Source organism: Arthrobacter sp. E70 (assembly GCF_058266945.1).
The window spans coordinates 190,464-213,065 of the sequence record NZ_JBYQFR010000006.1; the positions used below are offsets into that span (position 1 = coordinate 190,464).

Below are 22,602 nucleotides of genomic sequence, written 5' to 3' on the forward strand. Positions count from 1 at the left end.
CTGGGTCCCGCACGAGTCTTCTATACCTTCCGGACGGCCGCAAATCCGGTGACGTTGCGGCCGCCGGGTTTGGTACCCTTCAGTCCCTGTTTTCCGGCGGCAGCGCCACCTGGATCTTCCGGGCTTTGCCGCGCCCCACTATGTACCCGCGGCCGGGAATGAAGTCCGGGCTAACCCGGCCCAAGGACGTGTTCAGCAGGCTGTCCCCCTCGATATCGCCGGGGTTGAGCAGCAGGCCGCGCCGGCCGGACTTGAACGGCTGGGCAAGCTGCCAGGCGGAGGACCACGTGGAGGATTCCGACTCGCCGATGACCCACTGGTCTGCCTTAAGTGACGCCGTCACCAGCTGCGCCATCCCGGACTCCGCAATGGTGTCGGTGAACTCGGTGAGCCCTTCGATGAAGAACGCAAGCGCACCGGGGTTCCCGGTGGAATGTTCCACCAGGTCCTCCACCACCTCGGCAAAGTCGTCCGGCCCCACCACGGAGCGGCTCCAGATGGGAAGGGATGCGACGGCGGACCGGCGGGACCCGAGGTAGATCAGCTCTGTTCCGGGGTTGGAACGGCGCAAGGCATATGCAAGGGTCACCAGGGCCACGGTGCGTCCGGCACCCGGCGGGCCGGCAAGGAGCAGCGGACCACGGGCCATGATTTCGGCCGGCTGCAGGGACTCGTCGTCCACGCCGATGACCGGCAGGTCCGCGGTGCCGGCAGGCAGGACGTCCAGGTCCACCTGCTCCGGGAGGCGTTCGATTCCGGGTGCCGTGTCCAGCCCCTGGCGCAGCATCGCTTCGCTGAGCTTGTGCACTTCGCGGGCCTGCAGGGCCAGGTTCGAGTTGCCGCCCAGGACGGCCAGCTGGACCTCAAGCCCGTCGAGCAGCCCGCGGCCCGGAGGAGATGTGGCGGACAGGACATCGCGGGGCACGTCCAGGGAGATGTAGTCGTCCTCCGAGGACAGGCGCAGGACCAGCCGGCGCTGGATCGAGGCGAGCAGCGACGCGGGGACGGCGCTGGGCCGGTCCCCGGTCACCACCAGGTGGATTCCGAGGGTGCGGCCGTCGGTGGCGAGCTGGAGGAAGATGTCCCAGAGCCCGGAGAGCTTGCTGTGCTCGTAGGCTTCCCGGAACGCGGACATGCCGTCCACCAGCACGAAGATCCGCTTCTCGTCCGGCCGGTTGGCGAGCCTGCGGTACTCCACGATGGTGGAGGCCCGGACCTCGGCGAACCTGGCCGCGCGCTGCTCAGCGACGTCGCGCAGGAGGCGCAGCAGCCGCCCGACCCGCTCGACGTCGTCGCCGTCGATGATTTCACCCACGTGGGGCAGTTCGTCGAGCATCCGCAGGCCGGCCGAGCCGCAGTCGATGCCGTACACGTGCACCGGGCCGCCGCGCGGCGTCACGGCAGCGGCGATCGCAATGCCGCGCAGGGCCGCGGACTTGCCGGAACCGCCGGTGCCGTAGATGGCCATGTTGCCGTCCCTGTCCGGCTCGTAAAACACGGTGGGCTGGTCCTGGTGCACGGGGTCGTCGGCGACGCCCAGCAGCAGCTGTTCGTCCGTCCGGGGGTTGGGCAGCTTGGAGAAGTCGTAGGTTTTGGCCAGTTCGTCCAGCCACGGTTTCCGGGGCGGGGTGATGGCCAGGGCGTCGGCGGCCCGGACGATATTGGTGGTCATCCTGGCGATGTCGTTGGGGCCGGCGGGTTCGGCGGCCACCGGTTTTTCCGGCGCCGGCGCTTCCCAGCTGGCTCCGGACCCGAACGCCATTTCCACGATGTCGACCTGTGGCCGCTGGGGTTTGTCCGTGGTCCAGCCGCCGGCGTAGCCGGTCTGGAAGCCCTGGATCCGGCCCGGCCCGGTCTTGGCCGCGCCGCGGCCCGGGATGGCGGGATCGAAGTAGGCGGCGTCCGGGACGCCCAGGATGTCCGTGGCATCGTCCTCGTCGGCCATCCGCAGCGCGACGCGCAGGTTGGTGTTGGCCCGGAGGCTGTCCTTGATGACGCCGGCGGGACGCTGGGTTGCCAGGATGAGGTGCAGGCCCAGGGAGCGGCCGCGGGCGGCGACATCCACCACGCCGTCCACGAATTCCGGCACCTCGTTCGCCAGGGCTGCGAACTCGTCGACGATGATGATCAGGTACGGCGGCGCATCAGGGTCCGCCTCGCGTTGGAGCGCCAGCAGGTCCTTGGCCTTCTTCCGGTTCAGCAGCTGTTCACGGTAGTGAAGCTCTGCGCGCAGCGATGTCAGGGCCCGCCGCACCAGGTGCGGGGAAAGGTCGGTCACCAGGCCCACGGTGTGGGGCAGGTTGATGCAGTCGGCGAAAGCGGCGCCGCCCTTGTAATCGACGAACAGGAAACTGACCCGGTCGGGACTGTAGGCGGCGGCCATGCCCATCACCCAGGACTGCAGGAACTCGGACTTGCCCGCACCGGTGGTACCGCCGACCAGGGCGTGCGGCCCTTCGTTCTTCAGGTCCAGGTACAGCGGCTCAATGCCCTTGGAGCCCACCAGGGCGCGCAGCGTGCCGTTGTCCTTGCGGTTTGGCACGGCGCTGGCATGCACGGAGTTGTTTTCCGTCCAGCGTTCGGCCACGGCCTGCGGGTTGTCCAGGAAGTCCTTGCCGATCAGGGTGGCGTAGGACACCGCGCGCGGCAGGTCGGAGTCATCGTTGACGGGTTTGCCCACGTCAACCACTGGTGCCAGCATCCGGGCAAGCTGCCCTGCGAGGTCCGCGTCCACGCTTTCGCAGCTGACGGGGTAGGTGTGGCGGCCCAGGCGGACCTGCCCGGTGGTGGTGCCGTGGTCACCGTCCACCACCATGAAGTCGCGGCAGGCGGCAGGAAGGGCCTGGAGGTCGGTGGCCACCCACAGGACGTGGACGCCGGAATCGGGTCCGCGTTCGGCCAGCCGGGTGAGCCGGCCGCGGTCCACGGGGGCGTCGTCCTCCACGATGACCAGGACGGCCGGCAGGACCGGTTCCTCCACCTCGTGCTTGGCCGGGTCCAGGCCGGGCCGCAGCTCGGGGCCCGGCCGTTTGGCGGCGGCTTCGCGGGCCTCCACCAGATCCTCGAGGCGTGCCAGCAGGGAGGAACCGCCGGCGGATCCGGCGGCGAGGTGGTCACCGGCAAGCGGGCTGTGGCCCGAGCCGACGTGCGGCAGCCACTGCAGCCAGTTCCAGCGTTCACGCGACTGGGCGGAGGTGATGGCAGTCAGGACCACCTCGGCCGGTGAATGCAGGCCCACCAGCTGCAGCACCATGCCGCGGGCAACATCGTCCACCAGGCCGCGGGCCCCGGCGATGCCCAAAGCCCCGGACGTGCGCAGCTGGGAGACCACCGGGACGCCCTCGATCTCGCTGAACTGACTAAGGCAGTCCTGGATTTCGCGGCTGTACTGGACTTCGGTGTCGTTGCTGGACGGTTCTTCGAGCGGGACCCGGGAGGGCGCGGTCCCCAGCCCGAACCGCAGCCCCAGGAACGTGTTGTGCTCCGGCCGGTGGGTCCACAGGAGCGGTCCGAGCTTGTAGATGGCGTCCACGGTGTCGCTGACGGACGGCGCTTCCTGCAGCCGGACGGCCCGTTCCACCTGCTGCAGCCCGGTCAGGTCCTGGCGGATCGCCGCCATGGAGGCGCGGAACTGCTTGAGTTGTTCCTTCTGCTGGCTCCGGGTCCGCATCTTCTGGTCCACGTAATGCCCCACGATGAACAGCGGCATCATCATCATGAACACCACCGAGAGCATGTTCTGCGTGACGGCAAAAATGATGGCACCCATCATCAGGGGCGCCACCAGCATGATGTACGGGAAGGGGTGGTCCTCGGGGCGCCTGGGCCCGGCGGGCAGGACCCTCTTGGCCGGTTCAAACCGGGGAACCACGCGCGGGGACCGGTTGAAGTTGACCAGGGGCGACGTCGGCGCTGCCGCCTGGTTATGCCCCAGGGGAACCACTGTCACGGTCGTGTCGCCCAGGGTCACCGTGTCGGAGGAGTTCAGGGTTGCCCGGGTGACGGGAAGCCCGTCCATCAGGAGCCCGTTGGCCGAGTTGGTGTCCACGATTTCGATGCCCTCGGCCACCGTGATGCGGGCGTGCCGCTTGGAGGTCAGCGGGTCCGTCAGGCGGATGTCCACGTCCCTGTCCCGGCCGATGTAGCTGGTGCCGGTGGGCAGCGAAAATTCGCGGCCGACGTCGGGCCCGGACAGGACCCGCAGCGTGGCGGCGGCGGGCCCCCGGCTGGCGCCCGGCTCGTGGAACTGCCCGCTGACCTGCGCCAGCGATACCACGGAACCAGGACGCAGGCCAGACTCCAGCAGGTTGTCCTCCCGGTCCAGGACGTTGCCGCTGATGCCTGCGCCGACGAATGCTTCGTCGATGCGCAGGGAGAGGTTCTCCGGTGCCGGGGTTCCCTTGCGGTCCGGGTCGGCGGCCCACAGGATGGTGGCGATATCCGCCACGGTGGCCAGGCCGTCAACCGTGACGGCCAGGTCCTTGGCGTCGGCGGGTTCCCGGCGGAGTGTCAGCCGGATCCTCATCCTTCGTCCACGCCCCTCATCTTCTCCAGCAGGTACAGGTCATCGGCGGTCACCAGGTGGGTGGTCACGGCGTGCTCCACGAGCCGGGCGCGCCGGTTGGTGGCGAGCTTGCCGCCTCCCCCGCGCAGTCCCACGACGCCCACCCGGTCCAGCTTGTCGCAGACGTTGTCCAGTTTCCGGTTGAAGCGGGTCAGCGCCCAGCCCAGGGTCTTGGCGGCCGTGGCGGAGGACGGGATGGTGCTGAAACCGGTGCCTTCGCGGCGGAGCACCGGTTCGGCAAGCGCGACGATGAGCGCTTTCTGGGCGTCGGTGAAGACCACCGGACCGATGGTGGTGTCACCGCTGCTGGTACCCTCGCGCGCCTCCTGGCGGAAGGACGGGTCTTCAGGTGCACGGCGAACTCGTACGTGGTGGGCCCGGCCGTGAAGATGATGTTGGTGTGGCTGAAAACCAGCGGAATCCGGGCGCCGGGCGAAAGCCAGGCCTGCATCCCGCCGGAGGCGTCCGCCACGGTGGCGGAGAGCATGCTGCCGACGTTGCTGAGCCACCAGATGCCGTCGTAGCGGGCCACCTGCAGGAACTGCCGGTGGAGGTAGGGGTTGTCGTCCACTTCGAGGTCGCCTTCGCGGCCGATGTTGAAAACGTCCTCGTCCGATGGCTCGTACCATTCGCCACAGAAATCTATTGCTAGATCCCCCATGATCTGTGCCTCCTCAGGGCAGAACTGTTCCGGTAGCCGGAGTGCTGGTGATGTCGTGGTGCCGGTGGCCGGCTCATGGGCCGGCGCAGGCGATCGATGCCGCTTCCATGGGCGAGAACGCGCCGTCTGAGCGGACGATCATGACCTGGACGCAGGTCTGCCCCGAGGGGTTGGCCTTGACCTTCACCGGCGGCTGGGCAATGGCCTGGAACTCTCCCCCGCCGCCGATGGTGTAGACCCGCCACTTGTAGCTGTCGCCGTCCTTGGGCTGCGGGTTGGTCCAAGTGAAGGATGCGTTGCCGTCGGCGGCGATGGTGCCGGCGAGGCCTTCGACGTCGGGCACCGTGCCGTTGTCCAGGGCGTCCGCCGGCGGTTTGCTCACCTGTTGGGTGGCCACTGTCTTGGGGGTGCCGGGCGCGGCGTTGGCCACCACCAGGCCAACGACGGCGGCGAGCGCCAGCAGCGTGCCGCCGGCGATGGCAAGCCAGAGGTTGCGCTTGCCATGGTCCGCGCCGGAGCGCTCGTCCTCGACGGGTTCCTCCACCCGGGCGGGACGGTGGATGGTCGTGTCCGCGGAATAGCCGTCGTTCGGCGCCTCGGCAGCCGCCGGGGCGCCGCCGCCAACGCTGCGCAGGACCGTCGCCTGCGCCCATTCCTGGGGGCCGCCGTCGTGCGCTGCGCGGCTGCCGCGGTCGTGCGCTGTGCGGGTGCCGCGCTCGTCCGTCGCAGGCGGCCCGGCGGCGGGCGGGGCAACGCGCGACGCCGGGACCTCCCGGGCGGGTCCATTGGGGCCGGTCCGTGCCGGGAAGGTCGGGGCGCTGCCGGTGCGTTCGGGGTCGATCGCGGCGATGCTGCGGACGCGGGTGTCCTCGGTCCCGTCGTCCGGTTGGCTCTCCTCCTGCTGGGGCTCCTCCAGGACTTCGAACGGGGTGACGGAAAGGTTGAGCTCGGCCTGGATCCGCTGCAGGGCCAGGGCGAAGGCGTGCGCCGAGGAGTACCTGGACTGCGGCGACTTGGCCATGGCGGTGGCCAGCGCCAGTTCCAGCGATTCGGGCACATCCGCCCGGCCCAGCCGCGGCAGTGCCACGTTGCTGATCCTGTTGATCAGTTCGCGCTGGGAGTTGTCGGCGCCGGGCATCACAAAGGGCGAGCGGCCGGCCAGCAGTGTATACAGCGTGGCGCCCAGGGCCCAGACGTCCACCATGACGCCGTCCACGCTGCCGTCCCGGAACTGTTCCGGCGGGGACCACGGGATGGACATGCCGCTGTCGTCGTCGCTGTCACCGGCAAGGGTGCCGGAGATACCGAAGTCGGTGAGCGCGGGCCGGTTGTAGTCCGTGACGAGGATGTTGGCGGGCTTGATGTCGCGGTGGGCGATGCCGGCCCGGTGGGCGGTTTCGACGGCGGAGGCCACCTGGATGCCGACGGCCAGGACCTCGTCCACGCTGAAGCGCTGGCGGCGGTACCGCACGTCCAGGCTGGGCCGGGAGCAGTACTCCATGGCCAGGTAGGAATGCCCATCGTCGGTGACTTCCGCTTCGAAGATGGTCACGATGTAGGGGTGCGAGGACAGCTGGGCCATCAGGTTGGCCTCGGACTCGAAGCGGCGGCGCGCGCCCTCGGTCTTCAGGTCCGAGAGCAGCACCTTGACGGCCACCTTGCGGCGCGGCCTGTCCTGCTCGTAGAGGTAGACGTCGGAGAATCCGCCGGAACCCAGCAGGCTGATGTAGGTGAACCCCGGAATGCGGGGCGGCGGCGCTACTGGCCGTTTGGAACTCACGGAATCTCCTCAAAACGCAGTGAGATGTTCTCGCCCAGCTCGGCGATATCGCCGTCGAGCAGGATGGCCATCTCGTTCTGGGCCAGCCGCCGCGGGGGCTGCCCTTCGCGGACCAGGACAGTGCCGTTGGTGGCCTTCAGGTCACAGAGCATCACGTGCCAGCCTTCGAGCCGCACTTCGACGTGGGACCGGGAAATGTCGCCGCCGGGGCTGGCCACCTGCACCAGGCGGGGCATGACCCCACCCTGCACCCGGGACACGGACGGTTGGCGGCCAATCACCATCGACTGGTCAAGGTCCAGCAGCTCGCCCGTGGACAGCCGCATGCGCCCCAGCCGGGGCCGGGGCACCTGCACGGCGTCAGGCAGGAGGGCGGCACCGCATGCGCACTGGGCGGCCGTCGGCGGGTTGGGGTGGCCCTGCGCGCATACCCGTGCCAGCACCAGTGGACCGCCGGCGTCGTCGGGTACCCGGGCGGCGGCTGGCCGCTGCTGTCCGGACAGGCCCGGAAGGCTTCCCTTCATGACGGTCTGGCCGTCGTGGTCGGGGTCGAAATCCAGCTCGACGCCTGATTCAATGCCTGGGCCAGCGTCCGGGGCCGCGTCAGAACCGCGCGTTGGCACGCCCCCGTGGGCGCCCGGTATTGGCGCCGTGCCCGGTGTTGCTGGGGTGCCCGGTGTTGGCGGGGTGGGCAGTGCCGGCGGGGCCGGGGCAGGAGACGGCGCCGGGTCGGAGCTCCCGCCGGTGCGCCACGGAACAGAGTCGATCAGCACGCCTGCGGCAGGACGGGGAGCAGCATTCCCGCCTGCCTCTGCCGCCTGCTGGCTCTCGGGGTTAACCCCCTCCACCCGGGACGCGTGTGTTCCGGCGACGGCACCGTCGGTGCCGGCACTGGCTTCGTCCGCCTGCGGAATTCCATCGCCCGGTTGGTTCCCGGAGGCTGTGCCGTCCACCTGTTCCCCTTGTGCCGGCTTCAGGGCATGCGCCGGCTCCAGGGCATCCTGTGGGCCGGCGGCGGGCAGGGCAACGGCCTGTCCTGAACCTTCGGCGGCATCAGCTTCGGGATCCTCCCGGACGGCGGCATCCTCGATGTTCCGCATGACGGTACGGTCCCAAAGGTGGTCGTAGGAGGTGGTCTGCTCGTTCACGGGAGTTTGCTGTGCGGCGGCCCCTGCGGATGGTGCGGCTGCGGCTGCCTGGTCCGGGGACGCGTCCTCCTGGCCTTCCCGGCCTGCGGCAGCGTCTCCTTCGCCGGGGCCAGCGTGTACGTCCTCGCCGAAGTCCATGTCGTCGTCGAGCACGCCCACCACTGTTTCGGCGGACACTCCATGCTCGGGCAGGAGGGTGATCTCCGGCAGGTCCTCCTCCGGAACAGCTGCGGCGGGCACAGGCGCGCTGCGGCCATCCGCCACCTCAGCAACACCTGGCCCGGCAGCACCCGGCAAGGGTGTCCCGCCGTCGGAAAATTCCGCCGTTTCCGGGACGCTTGCAAACACTGCTCCCTCCGGAGCCGGTGACGCGGCCGGGACAGAAACGGCAGCAGGGGCTGCGCCGACGGCGGCGGGACCGGACTGGGCGTTCAGTGCCAGCGCCTGCAGCAACACCACGCCTTCGCCCAGCGGCAACACGGGCTGGCCCGGCACCCCGGCGTCGGCGATTGCCAGACGGCAGCCGCCCGGAGCGGCGAACCTGCGCTCGTTCCAGGTGGTCACGTCGCGCCCGTCGAGCTCAACCGGCCCGTCGGGCGAGTCCACCGTGAGTTCAAGGTCGCCGCGCAGGAAGACGCGCAGCGGCCCGTCGAAGTCCAGAATGCCGAATGGCGGGATCTTCGCGAGCGAACCGCCGGAGCTGCTGGTCACTGCGGCCAGGACCTCGTGGACCGCCGGCCGGCCGGCCAGCAGGTCCCATACTGCCCCGGCCAGTTCCGGCGGCGTCCCCGGCCCCAGGAGCACAGCGGTTTGCGAACGGACGACGCCCAGCCAGGTGCCGGGAACGTAGCTAGCGGCGGTCATCGCCCAACTCCCCGTCCTGGCTGGCGCCAGCGGCGTCCTGTTCGGGCAGGGGCTGCGTCACGGCCGTGGCCTGTGGACGCGGCAGCGTGACCTCGTCGCCCTCGTCGGAGCCGTAGCGGGGCGCGGTGGTGCCGGTTCCGTCGTCGTTCGCCACGTTCCGGGCGTCCACCACGATGGCGGTGACGTTGTCGCGGCCGCCGCTGCGGAGGGCGGCCTGGATGAGCGCATCCACCGCGTCCTGGGGCTGTGCCACTGTACTCAGGATGCCGAAGATTTCCTCGTCGCCGAGCTCCCCCGTAAGTCCGTCAGAGCAGACCAGGAGCCGGTCGCCTTCCTCCACTGGCAGGAGCCAGTAGTCCGCTTCCGTCTCGTCCCCGGTTCCCAGGGCCCTGGTGACCACGTGCCGGCGGGGGTGGACGGTGGCCTCCTGGGCCGTGATCTCCCCGGCGTCCACGAGCTCCTGGACCTCGGAGTGGTCCACGCTGATCTGTTCGAACCGTCCCTGGCTGAGCCGGTACGTCCGGGAGTCGCCGATGTTCATGACCAGCCAGTAGGGCATGCCCATCTGCTCCACTACGACCGCCCCGCTGAGTGTGGTGCCCGCGCGGGCTCCGGTGGCTTCGCGGATGGAGTTGTCCGCGCGCACCAGGTACTGCTGGAGCACGGAAGCGGTGATGCTCCGCTCCCCCGTGGCAAGCTGCGGCATGGCCGCCAGGGCGCGCACGCACAGCCCGCTGGCGATCTCGCCGGCCTCGTGGCCGCCCATCCCGTCCGCCACCGCGAAGATGGGGTCGGATGCGATATAGGAATCCTCGTTCAGTTCCCGGCGGAGTCCCCGGTCCGTCCCGTAGCCGTAGGTGAGGCTGGGGCCCGGCCCCGGCTCGGTGGTGGGGGGAACACTGGCGGGGTGCTGATTCATGCCTGTCCTAGGTAAAAGGTACGGTCTCCAAAATGCACGCTGGATCCCGGGGTGACAAAGGTGGGGACGCCGGGCACCAGGGTGGTGCGCAGGCCGTCGGGGGTGGTCACGGCGCTGCCGTTGGTTGACTGGCGGTCGGTCACCCAGATTCCTGCACCGTCGGTGAGCAGGTGCAGGTGGGTCTTCGAGATCGAGCGTCCGGGGTCGTCCACGGCCAGCAGCTGCGCGTGCTGCTCGCCGGCCTGCCCCACCGGGTTGCGGCCCACCAAGACGCTGCGGTCAAGCTGGAAGTCGCGGCCGTCGTCCAGCCGGATCCGGAGGACCGCCATGGGGGCGGGGCCGCCGGAACCGGGGCGCACCTGGGTGCGCTCGACGTCGTCGTCAACGTGCTGTGCCGGGGAAGCCTGCGCAGCCGGGCTTGCCGGCGCGAAGGATGCGGGGCTGGTGTAGGGCATCGTCTGGGACGGCATGGTCGCGGACGGCGCAGGGGCGTTGCGGGGAACCGGCCGGAATGCCGGGGCCTGGGGACCCGGAGTATGGGAAACCGGAGTATGGGAAACCGGAGCCTGGGATGCGCCTGCCACCGGGGACACCACCTGCTGGACGGGCGGAAGGTCCAGCGGCGCGAAGCTGTAGGGGCCCTGGATGCCGCCCGTGGTGATCGGGTCGCGGCCGGCCTTGACGTCGAAGACCAGCGTCTTGGCGGCGGCATCGTGCCAGCCGCGCAGGCCGCCGTCCTTGTCCCACCGGTTGGAGACCACCACCAGCACAGCCCACGCCGCACCGAGCAGGAGCAGCGGACCAAGGATGAACAGCGCGGCATCGAACCACCTGAAAACCACCACGGGCACCGCGGCCACCACGGCCAGCAGGACACCGGCGCCGGTGATCAGTCCGCGCAGGAAGACACCGCCGGCGCCGGGCGCGTAGCCGTCCTTATCGGCGCTGCGGATCCCCATGAGCAGGTTGCCCGGTGTCTTGCCGGTGCGGGCCTCCAGCCCCAGGAGCACAAAAAGGTACACGAGGGTCGCGCCGAGCCCGATGCCGCCGAACAGCACCAGGGAGGAGGTGTCGTAGACAATGAACCCGCCGCTTCGGGTCCGGGTGATTCCGGCGAAGCCGATGGCAAAGGTCACCACCAGTACGGCCAGGGCGGGCAGCCAGTCGATGACGGCAGCACCAAGGCGCTTGCCCGCCGTAGCCGGAACAAGCTGAAGGTTCACTGCCATTCCCGTTCCTCCCCCTGGAGCGGCTGCGAAGCCTGCCGGCTGGACTGCCGGGGGCCTTTCCACTACCGGGATAGTACCGGGAATCCCCGGTGCATGCGCGGGCCCCGCTCCCTGTGCCGCGTCAAAGCTGGCGTTTCCGTCCGGGCCGGGAGTGCGGGGGCGGCGCGCCGCCCGGTTGGGCAGCGGCGCGCCGCAGGCAGTGCAGAAGGTGGCACCCGCGCGGACGTGCTGGTGGCAGCGCGGGCAGCGTTCGGCGTCGGAGGTCACGGCTGGCTATGTCCTTGCGGCGGCGTGGAACTGCCGGACGTTCGACGGCGGCGCGCGGCAAGGATCCCGGGCACCGTCGGCAGCGCCAGGCGGGTACCGCGCAGCCTGAACCCCTTGCCGGAGTCCATTGCCGTTCGGGCATCGGCCAGCAGCGAGCGCGGTGAGAACCGTGCCTGTTGCCGGCGCCAGAAGCCCATGGAGGAGGTCATTTCCTTGAGGGAACCGTCAACGATGGTCCAGTACTCGCGGACTTCTTCCTCGGTGGGCTCCCCGGCGCCGAAAATGGAGGCGTCTGCCCGGCGCGCCAGCATGGTGGTGGTGCCCTGGGTCGCCGGGAACGCCTCGGCCAGCACGGCAGCGCTCTCGCGCCGCGTGGAGCGGGTGTCGACGGCGGCGCCCAGGTCGGTGGCGAGGCTCACCACCTCGCTCCATCCTCCGCCCACACGCTGGGCCGGATGGCCGTCGCTGAAACGCGACTTCCGGCGTCGTGCCTTGAGCAAAGCGATCAGCAGCAGCGGCAGGGCCAGGATCGCCAGCGGGATTGCCACGACGCCCAGCGCACCCAGGAGGGCGCCCCAGAACAGCCATGGGTTGTTCTTCTTCTGGTCCGCGTCCAGCGCGTCGGGCGAGGAGTCCGGCGGCAGGTCCGCGGGCTCCTGCGGCGGGGGCGGCGGCTGCAACACCTGCGGCTTGGGCTTGGACTTGTTTTCGGGGTCCGGCGGGATGGGGATGTTGTCCTTCGGCGGCGTCGGGTCGAAGCTGACCCAGCCCACCCGCTCGAACGCGACCTCCACCCAGGCGTGGACGTCCTTTCCGGTGATCTTCACCTCGCCGGCGCCGTTTTCGGGGCTGGTCGGTTCCGGGTAGAACCCCATCACCACGCGGGACGGGATGCCCAGGTGCCGGAGCATCAGGGACATGGCGACGGCGTACTGCTCGTCATCGCCGAGCATCTGCTTGGCCGTCAACAGGTTCCGGATCCGCGCTGACCCATGGCCCGAGACGCTGGGCAGCTGCCCCTCGCTCACCAGCCCGTTGCTGAAGGCGCCGGTCTTCTGGAAGTGCGCCTCGATCTGGCGGACCCTGTCGATGGCCGTGGGCGCATCCGCGGACAGGTCGTTGGCTTGGGAGCCGACCACCGGTGGTACCTCCAGCGGATCCGGCAGGGAGACTTTCGCGAAGTCGTACTGCGTCAGCTGGCCGTGTTCGAGCCTGACGGGGTCGGACACCTGGACGCTGTAGGAATCGCCTCGTGACAGCCCCTTGGTGGTCACGGCCGTGTCCGTGCCCGCATTGAAGTAGAGGCCGGAGGCCGCGGCGGAGCCACCCTGGCCGAAGCTGATGCCGGTGGTCTTGCGGCCACCGGGAACGAAGTAGCCCTGGTAGTCCTCGATGCTGATGCTGATCGAGTAGTCATTCGTTGGGACCACGCCGGAGGCATCGGCGAGGGTGTTGATGGATTTGGCGTCCCCCACCTTGCTGAAGTTGCCGGAACCGTTCGGATCCATGTTGTAGTTGGTGCCGTTGAAGGCATCCAGGGCGCCGAGCCGCACCCGGCCGTCCCGTGGCAGGCCCTTGACCACGAACAGGGTGTCGTCCTTCTTGTCCTTCACGTAGGTACGGAAGCTGGCCAGGGGCGTGATGTAGTCCTTGGGGTCGAACGGCGGGACCACCACGTTCCGGAGGACCTTCCGTTCGTCGCCGGCGCTCACCAGCGGGGCAGACACTGCCGTGACGCCGACGCTCAGCGCGATCACGCCCGCGGCCATGCCCAGCCTCCGGATCCTGGCGCGCCGGGCAGCTGCGGAGTCGGTCTGCGGAGAGTTGACGGACACGCGCCGGGTGTTGTTCCGGCGCAGGGCATCGCGGCGGAAGGTGGCCCAGGCGATGCCCAGGACCGTCAGGCCGATCCCCCGCTCCAGCGTCAGGAACGCGGCGTTGGTGCTGAAAGCGATTCCGGTGACGAAGAGGACCAGGACCGGCAGGAGGGGCAAGTAGGGGCTTCTGGCCCGCCAGGTCAGGACCGCTGCCACCAGCGCCGTCACGAGGCTGCTGAGGAACGGGACGATGAGCACACCGCCCGCCGTTCCCACCGGGACCCCTACGGTGAGCATGTCCTTCCAGGCGAACACGATGCCCAGGAGCAGGGTCCGAAGGGACTCCAGGCTGGGCACGAAGCCGGCGATCGCCGCGTCGGGGACGGCCAGCCAGGTTCCCAGGACCAGGTACACGCCGAGGGCCAGGGCACTGGTGATCAGCAGCCCCAGCCGCAGGTGGGCGTTGGCTGCGCCGATTGCCAGGCCCAGGATGATGCCGCCGAATCCCGACAGCAAGTAGTAGGGGTCCCCGCCGAAGCTCAGTCCAAAGCCGAGCAGGCCGAGCCCCAGCAGGACCACCAGGGCTCCGGCGTCGAGCAGGAAGTGCCACGGCGGCTGGCCGTCCGCGAAAAGGGAGTCCCTGCTGGCGGCTTTGCGGCTGGTACGGGTCCGCGGGGGCTGCAGGTGTGGGGAGGTGCCCGTTGCGGTGCTCATGCGGCCGCCTTCCTCAGCACGATGGCAAGGTCGCTCAGGTCACCGAGCGTCAGGACGGTCAGGTCCGCGATGTTGGCGCGGGTGGGTGCTGCGCCGGCTTCCACCCGGACCGCCAGGCTGCGCACGCCGGGCAGGACCGAGGCTGCCGCGGAGCGGAGCTGGGTGGCGGTGACGTTGCTCCCTACCACGAAGAACACCACGGAGGCGTTGGGGACGGTGTCCGCCAGGGTCCGGGCAAGGTCGACGGCGGTGCGCCGCATGGGTGCCCCCACAATCCGGGTCATGTCGTCGAGCATGTTGCGCCCGGTTTCGCAGCGCAGCGGCCCTTTCTGGGTGAGGACGTCGAGTTCGCGCTGCTCGCGGATGGCCTGCCGTCCGATGGAGGCGGCCACGGAGATGGCCATTTCGAATTCGGTTTCGGAGGCGTATTCCTCGGTGTTGATGGACAGCGAGATGGCCAGGTGGGCGCGGCGGGTTTCCTCGAACTGGCGCACCATCAGCTTGTTGGTGCGGGCGGTGGTCTTCCAGTGGATGTGCCGGCGGTCATCGCCGGGAACGTAGTCGCGCAGGGCATGGAAGGAGACGTCGGCGCTGGACAGGTCCGTGGTGGGCATGCCTTCCAGGTCCCGGATGAAACCTGCGGCGGAACCGGCCAGGGCAACGGTGCGGGGGTGTACGAAGAGGTCCTCCGGGTCCGTCCACAGAACCTGGCGGCGCAGGAGGTGCAGGGGGTCTGCCCGGACGGAGCGTACCGGCCCCACCACGATGACGGCGCGCCGGGCGGTGGGGATGGTGAACAGGTCCTCGTGGACCTGGCCGGGTTTCATCCGGGGAAGGTGGAAGACGGCAGTGGTGCTGCCCACCGGCAGCTCCAGGGCGGCCGGCAGCAGCGGCCGGGCAGACATGTTGGACACGGCAATGCTGCCGACGGCGCTGTCCCCCACTGCCACCCGGGTCCGGGCGAGGTCCAGCACCACCCCGTAGGACGAGCGTCCCAGGATGAAGGCCACCGCGATGATGAACATGGCGAACGCCGCGATGGCCGCTGCCGTGGCTTCCTGCCACCCGAATGCCTGCCCGGTTGCCCAGAGCAGGATGGCGGCGGCAAGGACCGACCAGCCGAGGATGCTGACCACGGACAGCACCGGCCAGGCGTACTTGAGCCAGGTGTCCCGGACGGCGTGCCATGCAGGCGTCAGGGCAAGGGCAGCCGTGTTGCTGGCCTCGGCCCACACGGCCGCGGGGTGCAGGCGGGTGGGCCGGCCGTTCCGGTGGAAGGGTTGCTGGAGTCGCTCCGCGAGCCAGGTCAGCGGGGTGCCGCTGGACGTGCCGTCGGACATAGGGTGTGCCTTCGTTGTTGCGCTGGAATGGACTGTGCTGGGGCCGCGTGCCCGGCGGGTCAGGCGTTGGTGCGCTGCTGCGGGGCGGCGACGTCGGCCAGGATCCTGGCCAGCACCGCTTCGGCGGTGGCGCCCGAGAATTCGGCCTCCGGGTCCATGACGAACCGGTGGGTCCACACCACTGCCGCCAGTTCCTTGATGTCGTCCGGCAGGACGAAGTTCCGTCCCTGCGATGCTGCCCAGACCTTGGCGGCCCGGACCATGGCCAGGGCGCCGCGGACGGAAACACCGAGCCGGGTCTCCGGCGCGTTCCGGGTCTCCTCGCACAGCCGGGAGATGTACTCCAGCACCGCGGTGTCCACGTGGGCGGTGGCCGCGAGGTCAGCCATGTCTGCCACCGCCTGCGTGGTGATGACGGCATTCAGTTCCTTGGACCGGTCCTTGAGGTTCGACCCGCCCAGGAGCCGGACGGTGGAGGCGTGGTCCGGGTAGCCGATGGAGGTCTTGATCAGGAAGCGGTCCAGCTGGGCCTCGGGAAGGCGGTAGGTGCCGGCCTGCTCGATCGGGTTCTGGGTGGCCATGACCATGAAGGGGCGGCCCGCCGAGTAGGTGACGCCGTCCACGGTGACCCGGGATTCCTCCATGACCTCCAGCAGCGCCGACTGCGTCTTGGGCGAGGCGCGGTTGATTTCGTCGGCCAGGACGATGTTGTTGAAGATCGGGCCCTTGTGGAACTCGAATTTCTGCGTCTTCTGGTCGTAGATGGTCACGCCGGTCACGTCGGAAGGCAGCAGGTCAGGGGTGAACTGGATGCGGTTGTTGGAGCCCTGCACGGTGGCGGCCAGGGCCCGGGCCAGGGAGGTCTTGCCCGTGCCGGGTGCATCCTCGAACAAAACGTGCCCCTCGGCCAGCATGGCGGTGAAGGTCAGCCGGATGACGTGTTCCTTGCCCAGCACTGCCTGGCCGACGTTGGCAACGAGCTTTTCGAACGTGTCGGCAAACCACGCGGCCTGCTCGGTGGTCATGGTCATGGTTGGTTCCTTTTGCTGTGGTCAGGTTATCCGCGGGGCCCGGCGGGCCCCGCGGCTGCGTTGCGGTTGGTCGGTTAGCGGTTGGGCATCCCGGCGGGCGGGTTGCACCCGACATTGGAGGTATCGCAGCGGAGCCAGTTGCCCGCTGCCATCCCCTCGCTGAGGTGGTACCAGATGCCGCTGGGGTTGTTCGAGGTCTTGTACCAGACCTGGTAGCGGTCGGCCCGGGAGTAGGCGCCGGCGTCGAGCCAGATTCCCTCGCCGGTGCACTGGGACGGGTTCCCGGCAACATAGCTGTCCGTGCCCTTGCGGGGCTCGGTGCAGCTGCGGACCGGGCTGGCGGTGACGTTCCAGGACGTGGGCGGAGGCGGGGTCGGGTCGGCGCCGGACGTGGACGTGGCGGGTCCGCCGATGGCACCGTCCACCACGGTCACGGCACGTACGCGCAGCCTGTGGCTCTGGTCCCAGCCACCGGCACCGGCATCGAACCTGTTTGCAGTCCCGACGTTCTGCCAGCCCCCGCCGTCCATGCTGACCTCGTAGTACTTGAGCGGCCGGCCGTTGGTGTTGGGGTCGTTCCAGGTCCAGTGCACCTGGCCGTCGCCCTTTGCCGAGGTAGTGCCATTGACGTTCGGTGCGTTCGCCGGCCCGTACGGGTTCCCGCTGCCGATGGCGCTGGCGTCGCCGGAAACATTGTTTTTGGTGGACGTGGCGATGATGGTCACGGTGATGTCCCGGCCGTTGGTCATGCCGCCGATAGTGCCGCCGCCGGCCGCGATGGGACCGCTCCTGCCGTCGGCGTTATAGGAGTAGACGATTTCACCGGCGGTGGAGCCGTTGCGCTGGGCCTCCGTGAGGGGCGTGAACGTCACCTTGAGCTGCCCGCTTGTACCGGTGGGCGCCACGCTTCCGCTGCTCACCATGCCCGGTTTGCCCACGGCACGGATCGCCGCCGACTGTGCACTGGTGGCGCTGGTACCGGCCTTGTTGGTAGCCGAAACCGTGAAGGTGTAGTTGGTCTCCGAGTTGTCCACCGTGACGTTCTGCGAGGTTCCGGCAACTTGCTGGCTTGCCACCACGGCACCGCCGCGGAGGGTTGCCAGGGTATAGCCGGAGATTGCGTCTCCGTTGTTATTGGGCGCGGACCAAGAGACTTTCAGCTGGCTTTGCGAGCCCACGGACGCCGCCTGCGACGCCGTAGGCGCCGAAGGCGTGGCCGGAACACCTGCCGGTACCTCGGCCGCAGAGTAGGTGCTCCACTCGGACGGGTCCTTGGCGTCGTTGCGGGCCAGGACCCGGACCTTGTAGGACACGCCGTTCTGCAGACCCTTCCACACGTAGCTGACCGAGGTCAGGCCCTGGATCTGGGCGTTCTGGCCCGCAGGTGCGGGCGAGATTTCCAGGTCGTAGGACTTGACCGGGGAGCCCTTGCTGGCGGGAGCGGTCCAGTTGACTGTCAGCTGCTTGTCACCGAACTTCAGCGACGGGGCCAACGGCGTATCCGGCTTCACGTCAGGCCGCACATCAGCAGAGGCCGGGGACCTGTCGGACTCACCGAACTCGTTGGTGGCCGTGACCTGGAAATGGTAGGTGGTGTTGTTGGTCAGTCCGTTCAGGGTGCAGGTGTTGGCCGGGCAGTCCTGGCGGAAGCCGCCTTCGCCGTACACGGTGTACTTGGTGATGGCGGAGCCCCGGTCCGAGGGCGCGGACCAGATGAGCAACGCGGTCTGGTCGCCCACGCTTTGCGCCTGGGGCGTGGTGGGTGCCGCCGGTTTGTCCTTGACGGTGAGCCGGACCCGCGCAGTGGCGTGCCGTGACGCATCCCCGGTCTTGTCCTCCACGGTGTACGCCACCACCAGGGTCCCGGTGAAGCCGGGAGCCGGAGTGACCGTCACCGAATCACCTTCCACGCCCACGTTGCCGCTGCCGGATTCGGTGTTGGCGGCGATGATCTTCAGCGGCGTCTCCGGGAAGGGGTTGGCGTCGTTTGCCAGGACATTGATGGTGACCGGTTTGCCGGCCGCGGCGTTGGCTTCGACGTCGTCGTTCGCCACCGGTTTGGGCCGGTTGGAGGCGGTGACCGTGAGCTGGTAGGTGGCCGTGGCTTCGAGTCCCCTGGGGTCCGTCGCCTTGACCTGTACGGCGGCGCGGGTTCCAGTGGCGGCGGAATCGGAGGCCGACACCTTCAGCGTCTTTCCTTCAATGCGGGCGTTGAAGCCGCCGGGTGGGGCGCCCACCAGCTCATACTTCATCTTCCCGACGTCGTCCTGGTCCGGATCGGAGGTCAGCTTGCCGAGGTCGGTGCCGGCGGAGTCGCCCTTGGGGACGTCCACGTTGGCGCCGAGCAGTTCCGGCGGGTTGTTCTTATTGGGATCCGACAGGACCTTGGTGCGGATGCTCAAGGTGGACTTCAGGCCGGCGGGATCATCCGGCCCGGTTCCGTCGGTCACTTCGAAGGTCAGCGAGCCTGGCCCGACGTAGTCGGCGCCGGCAGTGTATTTCAGGCCGGTGCCGTCCCCCGTCACGGGGTTGCCGCCGTCGGCCCCGATGAGCTTGATCCGGTCAGCCTGGGTCAGGCGGGGCGACCGCCCATCCCGGACCTTGACCCACTCCTTCAGGTCGACGTTGACGGTTTGTCCGGCGACCACCTCAAGGACCTCGTCCTTGGCCAGGGTGGGCACCTGCTGGCCAAGGCCGGGCACCCAGATGACCGCCGTGGACCTGAGTCCGTCCACGTCTTCCACGGTGTAGGGGATGAGCTGGGGTTGCTCGGTGAGGTCCACCAGCATATTCCCGCTGCCCCCGGGCCGGGCCGTAGCGGCGTCGGTGCTGATCTTGAGGTTCTCCCCCACGCCGTCCGGGTCTTCGTCGTTTTTGAGGACGGGAACATCGACGGCGGTCTTGCCCATAGTCTGGGCGGAGGTCACCCTGTCGTCCCGGGCGATCGGGGCCTTCAGCGGCACCTCATTGTCAACCACCAAGCGGATGGTGGCCTGGGCCGAGGCGTCCCGGTCATCGGCAACTGTGTAGCGGACGTTGACCGTTCCGGCCTCGTTCGGGGCCAGCAGGATGATGCGGCCGCTGTTCTTGCTGACCGTCGCCTGCAGCGCCGGATCGGCTTCAATGCCGTCGGTGAGGATGCGGATGCGGTCACCGTCGGGATCGGTGTCGTTCGCCGTCGCGTCCACTGCGATCTGCCGGCCCGGGCGGACCCGGACCTCGTCATCCACCGGGGTGGGCTTCTGGTTCATGTCACCGCGCGGCGCGACACCGACGGTCACGGTGCCGGTGTTCACGGCGCCCTGGCGGTCAACCACCTTGTAGCGGAAGGTGTCGGTTCCGGCGCCGTCCCCGGCAGCGGTGAAGTCGATGAAGTTGCTGCCTACCGTCGCGGTTCCCATGGCCGGGGTGCTGTCGATGCCGGTCAGCTGAACGGAGTCGCCGTCGGGGTCGATCCCGTCCAGCGGTACCGGGATCCGGACGGTGCCGCCCGCCACCACCCTTGCGGTGAGGTTGCGCGGCTGGGGCCGGGAGTTCTCGGCGCCTTCCAGCGGCAGGATGTGGATGGTCACCGCGGCCGCGCTCTTCTGGCCCTGCGGGTCCACGGCGTTGTAGATGGCGCGCACGGTCTTGGGCTGGCTGCCCGCAATGAAGCGCAGCGTGTTCTCGGAGACGAAGCTCTTGCCGTCCGCCGGGTCTACGGCCTGCGGCAGCACGGGGTCAACGGTCAGTTCCTGGCCCTGCGGATGGGTGTCGTTGTCCAGGACCGGGATGGTGACCACGTCGTTGACGCGGACGTTGACTTCGTCCGGCTTGGGCTGCGGCGCTTCGACGACGGCCGGGGCCGGGACAGGCACGACGGAAACGCTTCCGGTGGCGGATTTCCTGCCGTTGGACATGGTGTATTCGAACAGGACCGGGTCCTTGGTGCCCAGGATGTCCGTGATCCGCAGGACGCTGTGATTGATGACGCTAACCGACACCGTGGCGTTCTCCGGCAGTTTCACGGACTGCAGCACCAGGACGCCGCCGGAGGGGTCGGAGTCGTTGGCCAGGGGGTCCAGCAGCACGCTTCCGCCCGTGGGCATCAGGGCCACGTCATGGACGGCAACGGGGTCGCCGCCGTCGTTGCCGGATTCGACGTCGACCCGGATGAGCCCCTGGCTGCTCTGGGGACCGTTGCTGGCAATGTACGTCAGGTAGACAGGTCCGGGGGTGCTGCTGCGGAACGTCAACGTTCCGCCGTCGGTGACGGGGCCAAGCTCGGCCGGGCCGTTGGCTTCCACCTGGGCCAGGCGGAGGGCGCCTCCGTTGGGGTCGACGTCATTCTTCAGCGGCGAGATGACCAGGTCCTGGCCCACCACGGCAGTGACGTGGTCGGCGTTGACCACGGGCGCCAGGGCTCCGGGCGGCTGGACATTGACCACAACCTTGCCGGTGACCGTGGCGCGGCCGTCCCAGATGGTGACCTGGACGTTCTTTTTGCCGGCGGTGGCGCCGGAGTCCTGGAAGGTGAGCAGGCCGTCGCGCCGCACCTTCACCTGGTCCTGGTCGTTGTCGGCCTTCGCGTCCAGCAGGACGAGGTCGTCGCCGTCGGGGTCGATCCAGTCCGTCAGGATGTTCTGGCTGACGGTCTTGCCCTGTTCCACCAGCATGGTGGTGTCTTCGCCACGCTTGAATTTCGGCGGCTTGTTCTCGTCCGGGCCCACCACGCTGAGGGTGACCTGTCCCGTGGCGGACAACCCGCGGCCGTCGGAGGCGCTGTAATTGAAGGTTTCGGTACCGGGCTTGGCGTCAGCCGGAACGGTGATCTGGAAGGCTGTCCCGCCGTAGATGTTTTCCAGCGTCCCGGACTTGGGCCCGGAGTCGCCCACGGCTGCGGTCAGGACGTCGCCGTCGGGGTCTGAATCGTTGTCCAAAACGCTGAGGATGGTGGTGCGGCCTGGGCGCACACCGACGGCGTCGGGCTTGGTTTCCGGCGGCCGGTTGGGTTTGGTGCGGTCCGGCAGGACGTTGATGGTGTTGTTGTCCGCCGATTCCTGGTCCTGGTCATCGGATTCGTTCTTGGGTGGGATGACGTCGTCCCAGTTGTTGACCAGCTGCATGTTCTGGTTCACCAGCCACACATTCCCCGAGTTCACATCATTCAGGACCACCAGATCCCGGTTCACCCGAAAAACATACGACGGCGACGCACTCGCCTTCGGCACCTCAACGTTCTTGTCATCACCATCATTGACGCAATCACGCACATACTTGTTCGCACCCGACCACGCCGCATGCACACACCCACCCAACTGCACCGGAGCCGCCGGAACACCCTCACCGTCGAACAACACCGTCCTCGCAGCCCCGCCATCCAACGGCTGCTTCAGCAACGCCTTCCTTGTGGCGACGGCAACGAACTCACTGCCCGGCCCCGCCTGCTGCAACTTCGCATCCCGCGCATCCTCCAGGCGCAGCCGCTTACCACCAGGCAAAAACAGGTTCCCCGCCGCAGCATCCAACACCACCGGCCGGTCCCCCACCACCGTCATCTGCAGATCCCCCGCCCCCTTCAGCTCAGCCCAGGTATCCGACTCCGACGACGCAACCCCACCGTCGGCATCCACCCCCGTCACCGTCACCGTCCCGGTCTTCGGATCCGCCGAATAAATCCGGTCATCAGAACCCACCACGGACACCGTGCCCTCCGAACCCACCAACACCGGCTCCGAAGACTCCCGATCAAAACCATTCACCGTCGACGGCGAAACAGCCCACACCTTCCCCGACGCAGCATCCGTCACCGACATCGTCCGCGCCCCAAAACTCACATCCGCAGCCCCCGGCAACTGCTTATCCCCACCCAGGCGCATATTCGCCGGCGACACCTGGTTCAACGTCGAACCAGCCTCATCATCAACAAACACCTCACCGGCATGCTGCAACACATCAAACGTCGCCGACGCCGGCGTCACCGCCCCATCCAAAACACGCGACGGATAATTCAACCGCCCCACCGCATTCTTCGACTTACTGACCACCCACACGCCACCGTCGTTCAACTCCACCTCAGTGGTCTTAAACCCCGGATACAACACAGCACCCGTCACCACAACAGCCAAAACAACACCAAACGCCATCCCACCGACGGCTTTCCTATGTCGCTTTTTCAGCCCAAGCTTCCCCAGCAGAGTTGTCACAGCGTTACTTTTCCCTCAGATTGTGTAGCCAGATGGCGGCCTGTTCGCAGGACAGGCAGTAGGCTTTCTTTCCCCCGGGCAAG

At 68.6% G+C, this 22,602-nt stretch carries 9 protein-coding genes and 1 pseudogene; all 10 read right to left on the minus strand.

Annotated features, from left to right (window positions below):
• Positions 1-79: 79 nt before the first annotated feature.
• Entirely contained in the window at positions 80-4,525 is a 4,446-nt protein-coding gene (locus tag AC3IMC_RS09775; RefSeq protein WP_490918319.1) for a type VII secretion EssC family protein, read from the minus strand.
• Positions 4,522-5,225: pseudogene (locus AC3IMC_RS09780) on the minus strand (hypothetical protein). The gene AC3IMC_RS09775 and the pseudogene AC3IMC_RS09780 overlap by 4 nt, the downstream one beginning before the upstream one ends.
• Positions 5,226-5,298: 73 nt before the next feature.
• Positions 5,299-7,005 carry a serine/threonine-protein kinase gene (locus AC3IMC_RS09785; protein WP_490918320.1) on the minus strand — a complete coding sequence of 569 codons (1,707 nt, stop codon included), beginning with the start codon at positions 7,003-7,005 and terminating at the stop codon, positions 5,299-5,301.
• On the minus strand, positions 7,002-9,017 hold the full coding sequence (locus AC3IMC_RS09790; protein WP_490918321.1) for an FHA domain-containing protein: 2,016 nt from the start codon (positions 9,015-9,017) through the stop codon (positions 7,002-7,004). Before AC3IMC_RS09790 ends, AC3IMC_RS09785 begins: the two co-directional genes overlap by 4 nt.
• Entirely contained in the window at positions 9,004-9,936 is a 933-nt protein-coding gene (locus tag AC3IMC_RS09795; RefSeq protein WP_490918323.1) for a PP2C family protein-serine/threonine phosphatase, read from the minus strand. Before AC3IMC_RS09795 ends, AC3IMC_RS09790 begins: the two co-directional genes overlap by 14 nt.
• Positions 9,933-11,432 carry an RDD family protein gene (locus AC3IMC_RS09800; protein ID WP_490918324.1) on the minus strand — a complete coding sequence of 500 codons (1,500 nt, stop codon included), beginning with the start codon at positions 11,430-11,432 and terminating at the stop codon, positions 9,933-9,935. The genes AC3IMC_RS09795 and AC3IMC_RS09800 overlap by 4 nt, the downstream gene beginning before the upstream one ends.
• Positions 11,429-13,963, minus strand: a complete 2,535-nt coding sequence (locus tag AC3IMC_RS09805) for a transglutaminase-like domain-containing protein (RefSeq protein ID WP_490918326.1) — start codon at positions 13,961-13,963, stop codon at positions 11,429-11,431. Before AC3IMC_RS09805 ends, AC3IMC_RS09800 begins: the two co-directional genes overlap by 4 nt.
• Complete coding sequence (locus tag AC3IMC_RS09810) at positions 13,960-15,303, minus strand: DUF58 domain-containing protein (RefSeq protein ID WP_490918328.1); 1,344 nt, start codon at positions 15,301-15,303, stop codon at positions 13,960-13,962. The genes AC3IMC_RS09805 and AC3IMC_RS09810 overlap by 4 nt, the downstream gene beginning before the upstream one ends.
• Positions 15,304-15,362: 59 nt before the next feature.
• Entirely contained in the window at positions 15,363-16,334 is a 972-nt protein-coding gene (locus AC3IMC_RS09815) for an AAA family ATPase (protein ID WP_490918330.1), read from the minus strand.
• A gap of 74 nt (positions 16,335-16,408) precedes the next feature.
• Positions 16,409-22,519, minus strand: coding sequence for an Ig-like domain-containing protein (locus AC3IMC_RS09820; protein ID WP_490918331.1), 6,111 nt, complete (start codon positions 22,517-22,519; stop codon positions 16,409-16,411).
• Between the last annotated feature and the right edge of the window lie 83 nt (positions 22,520-22,602).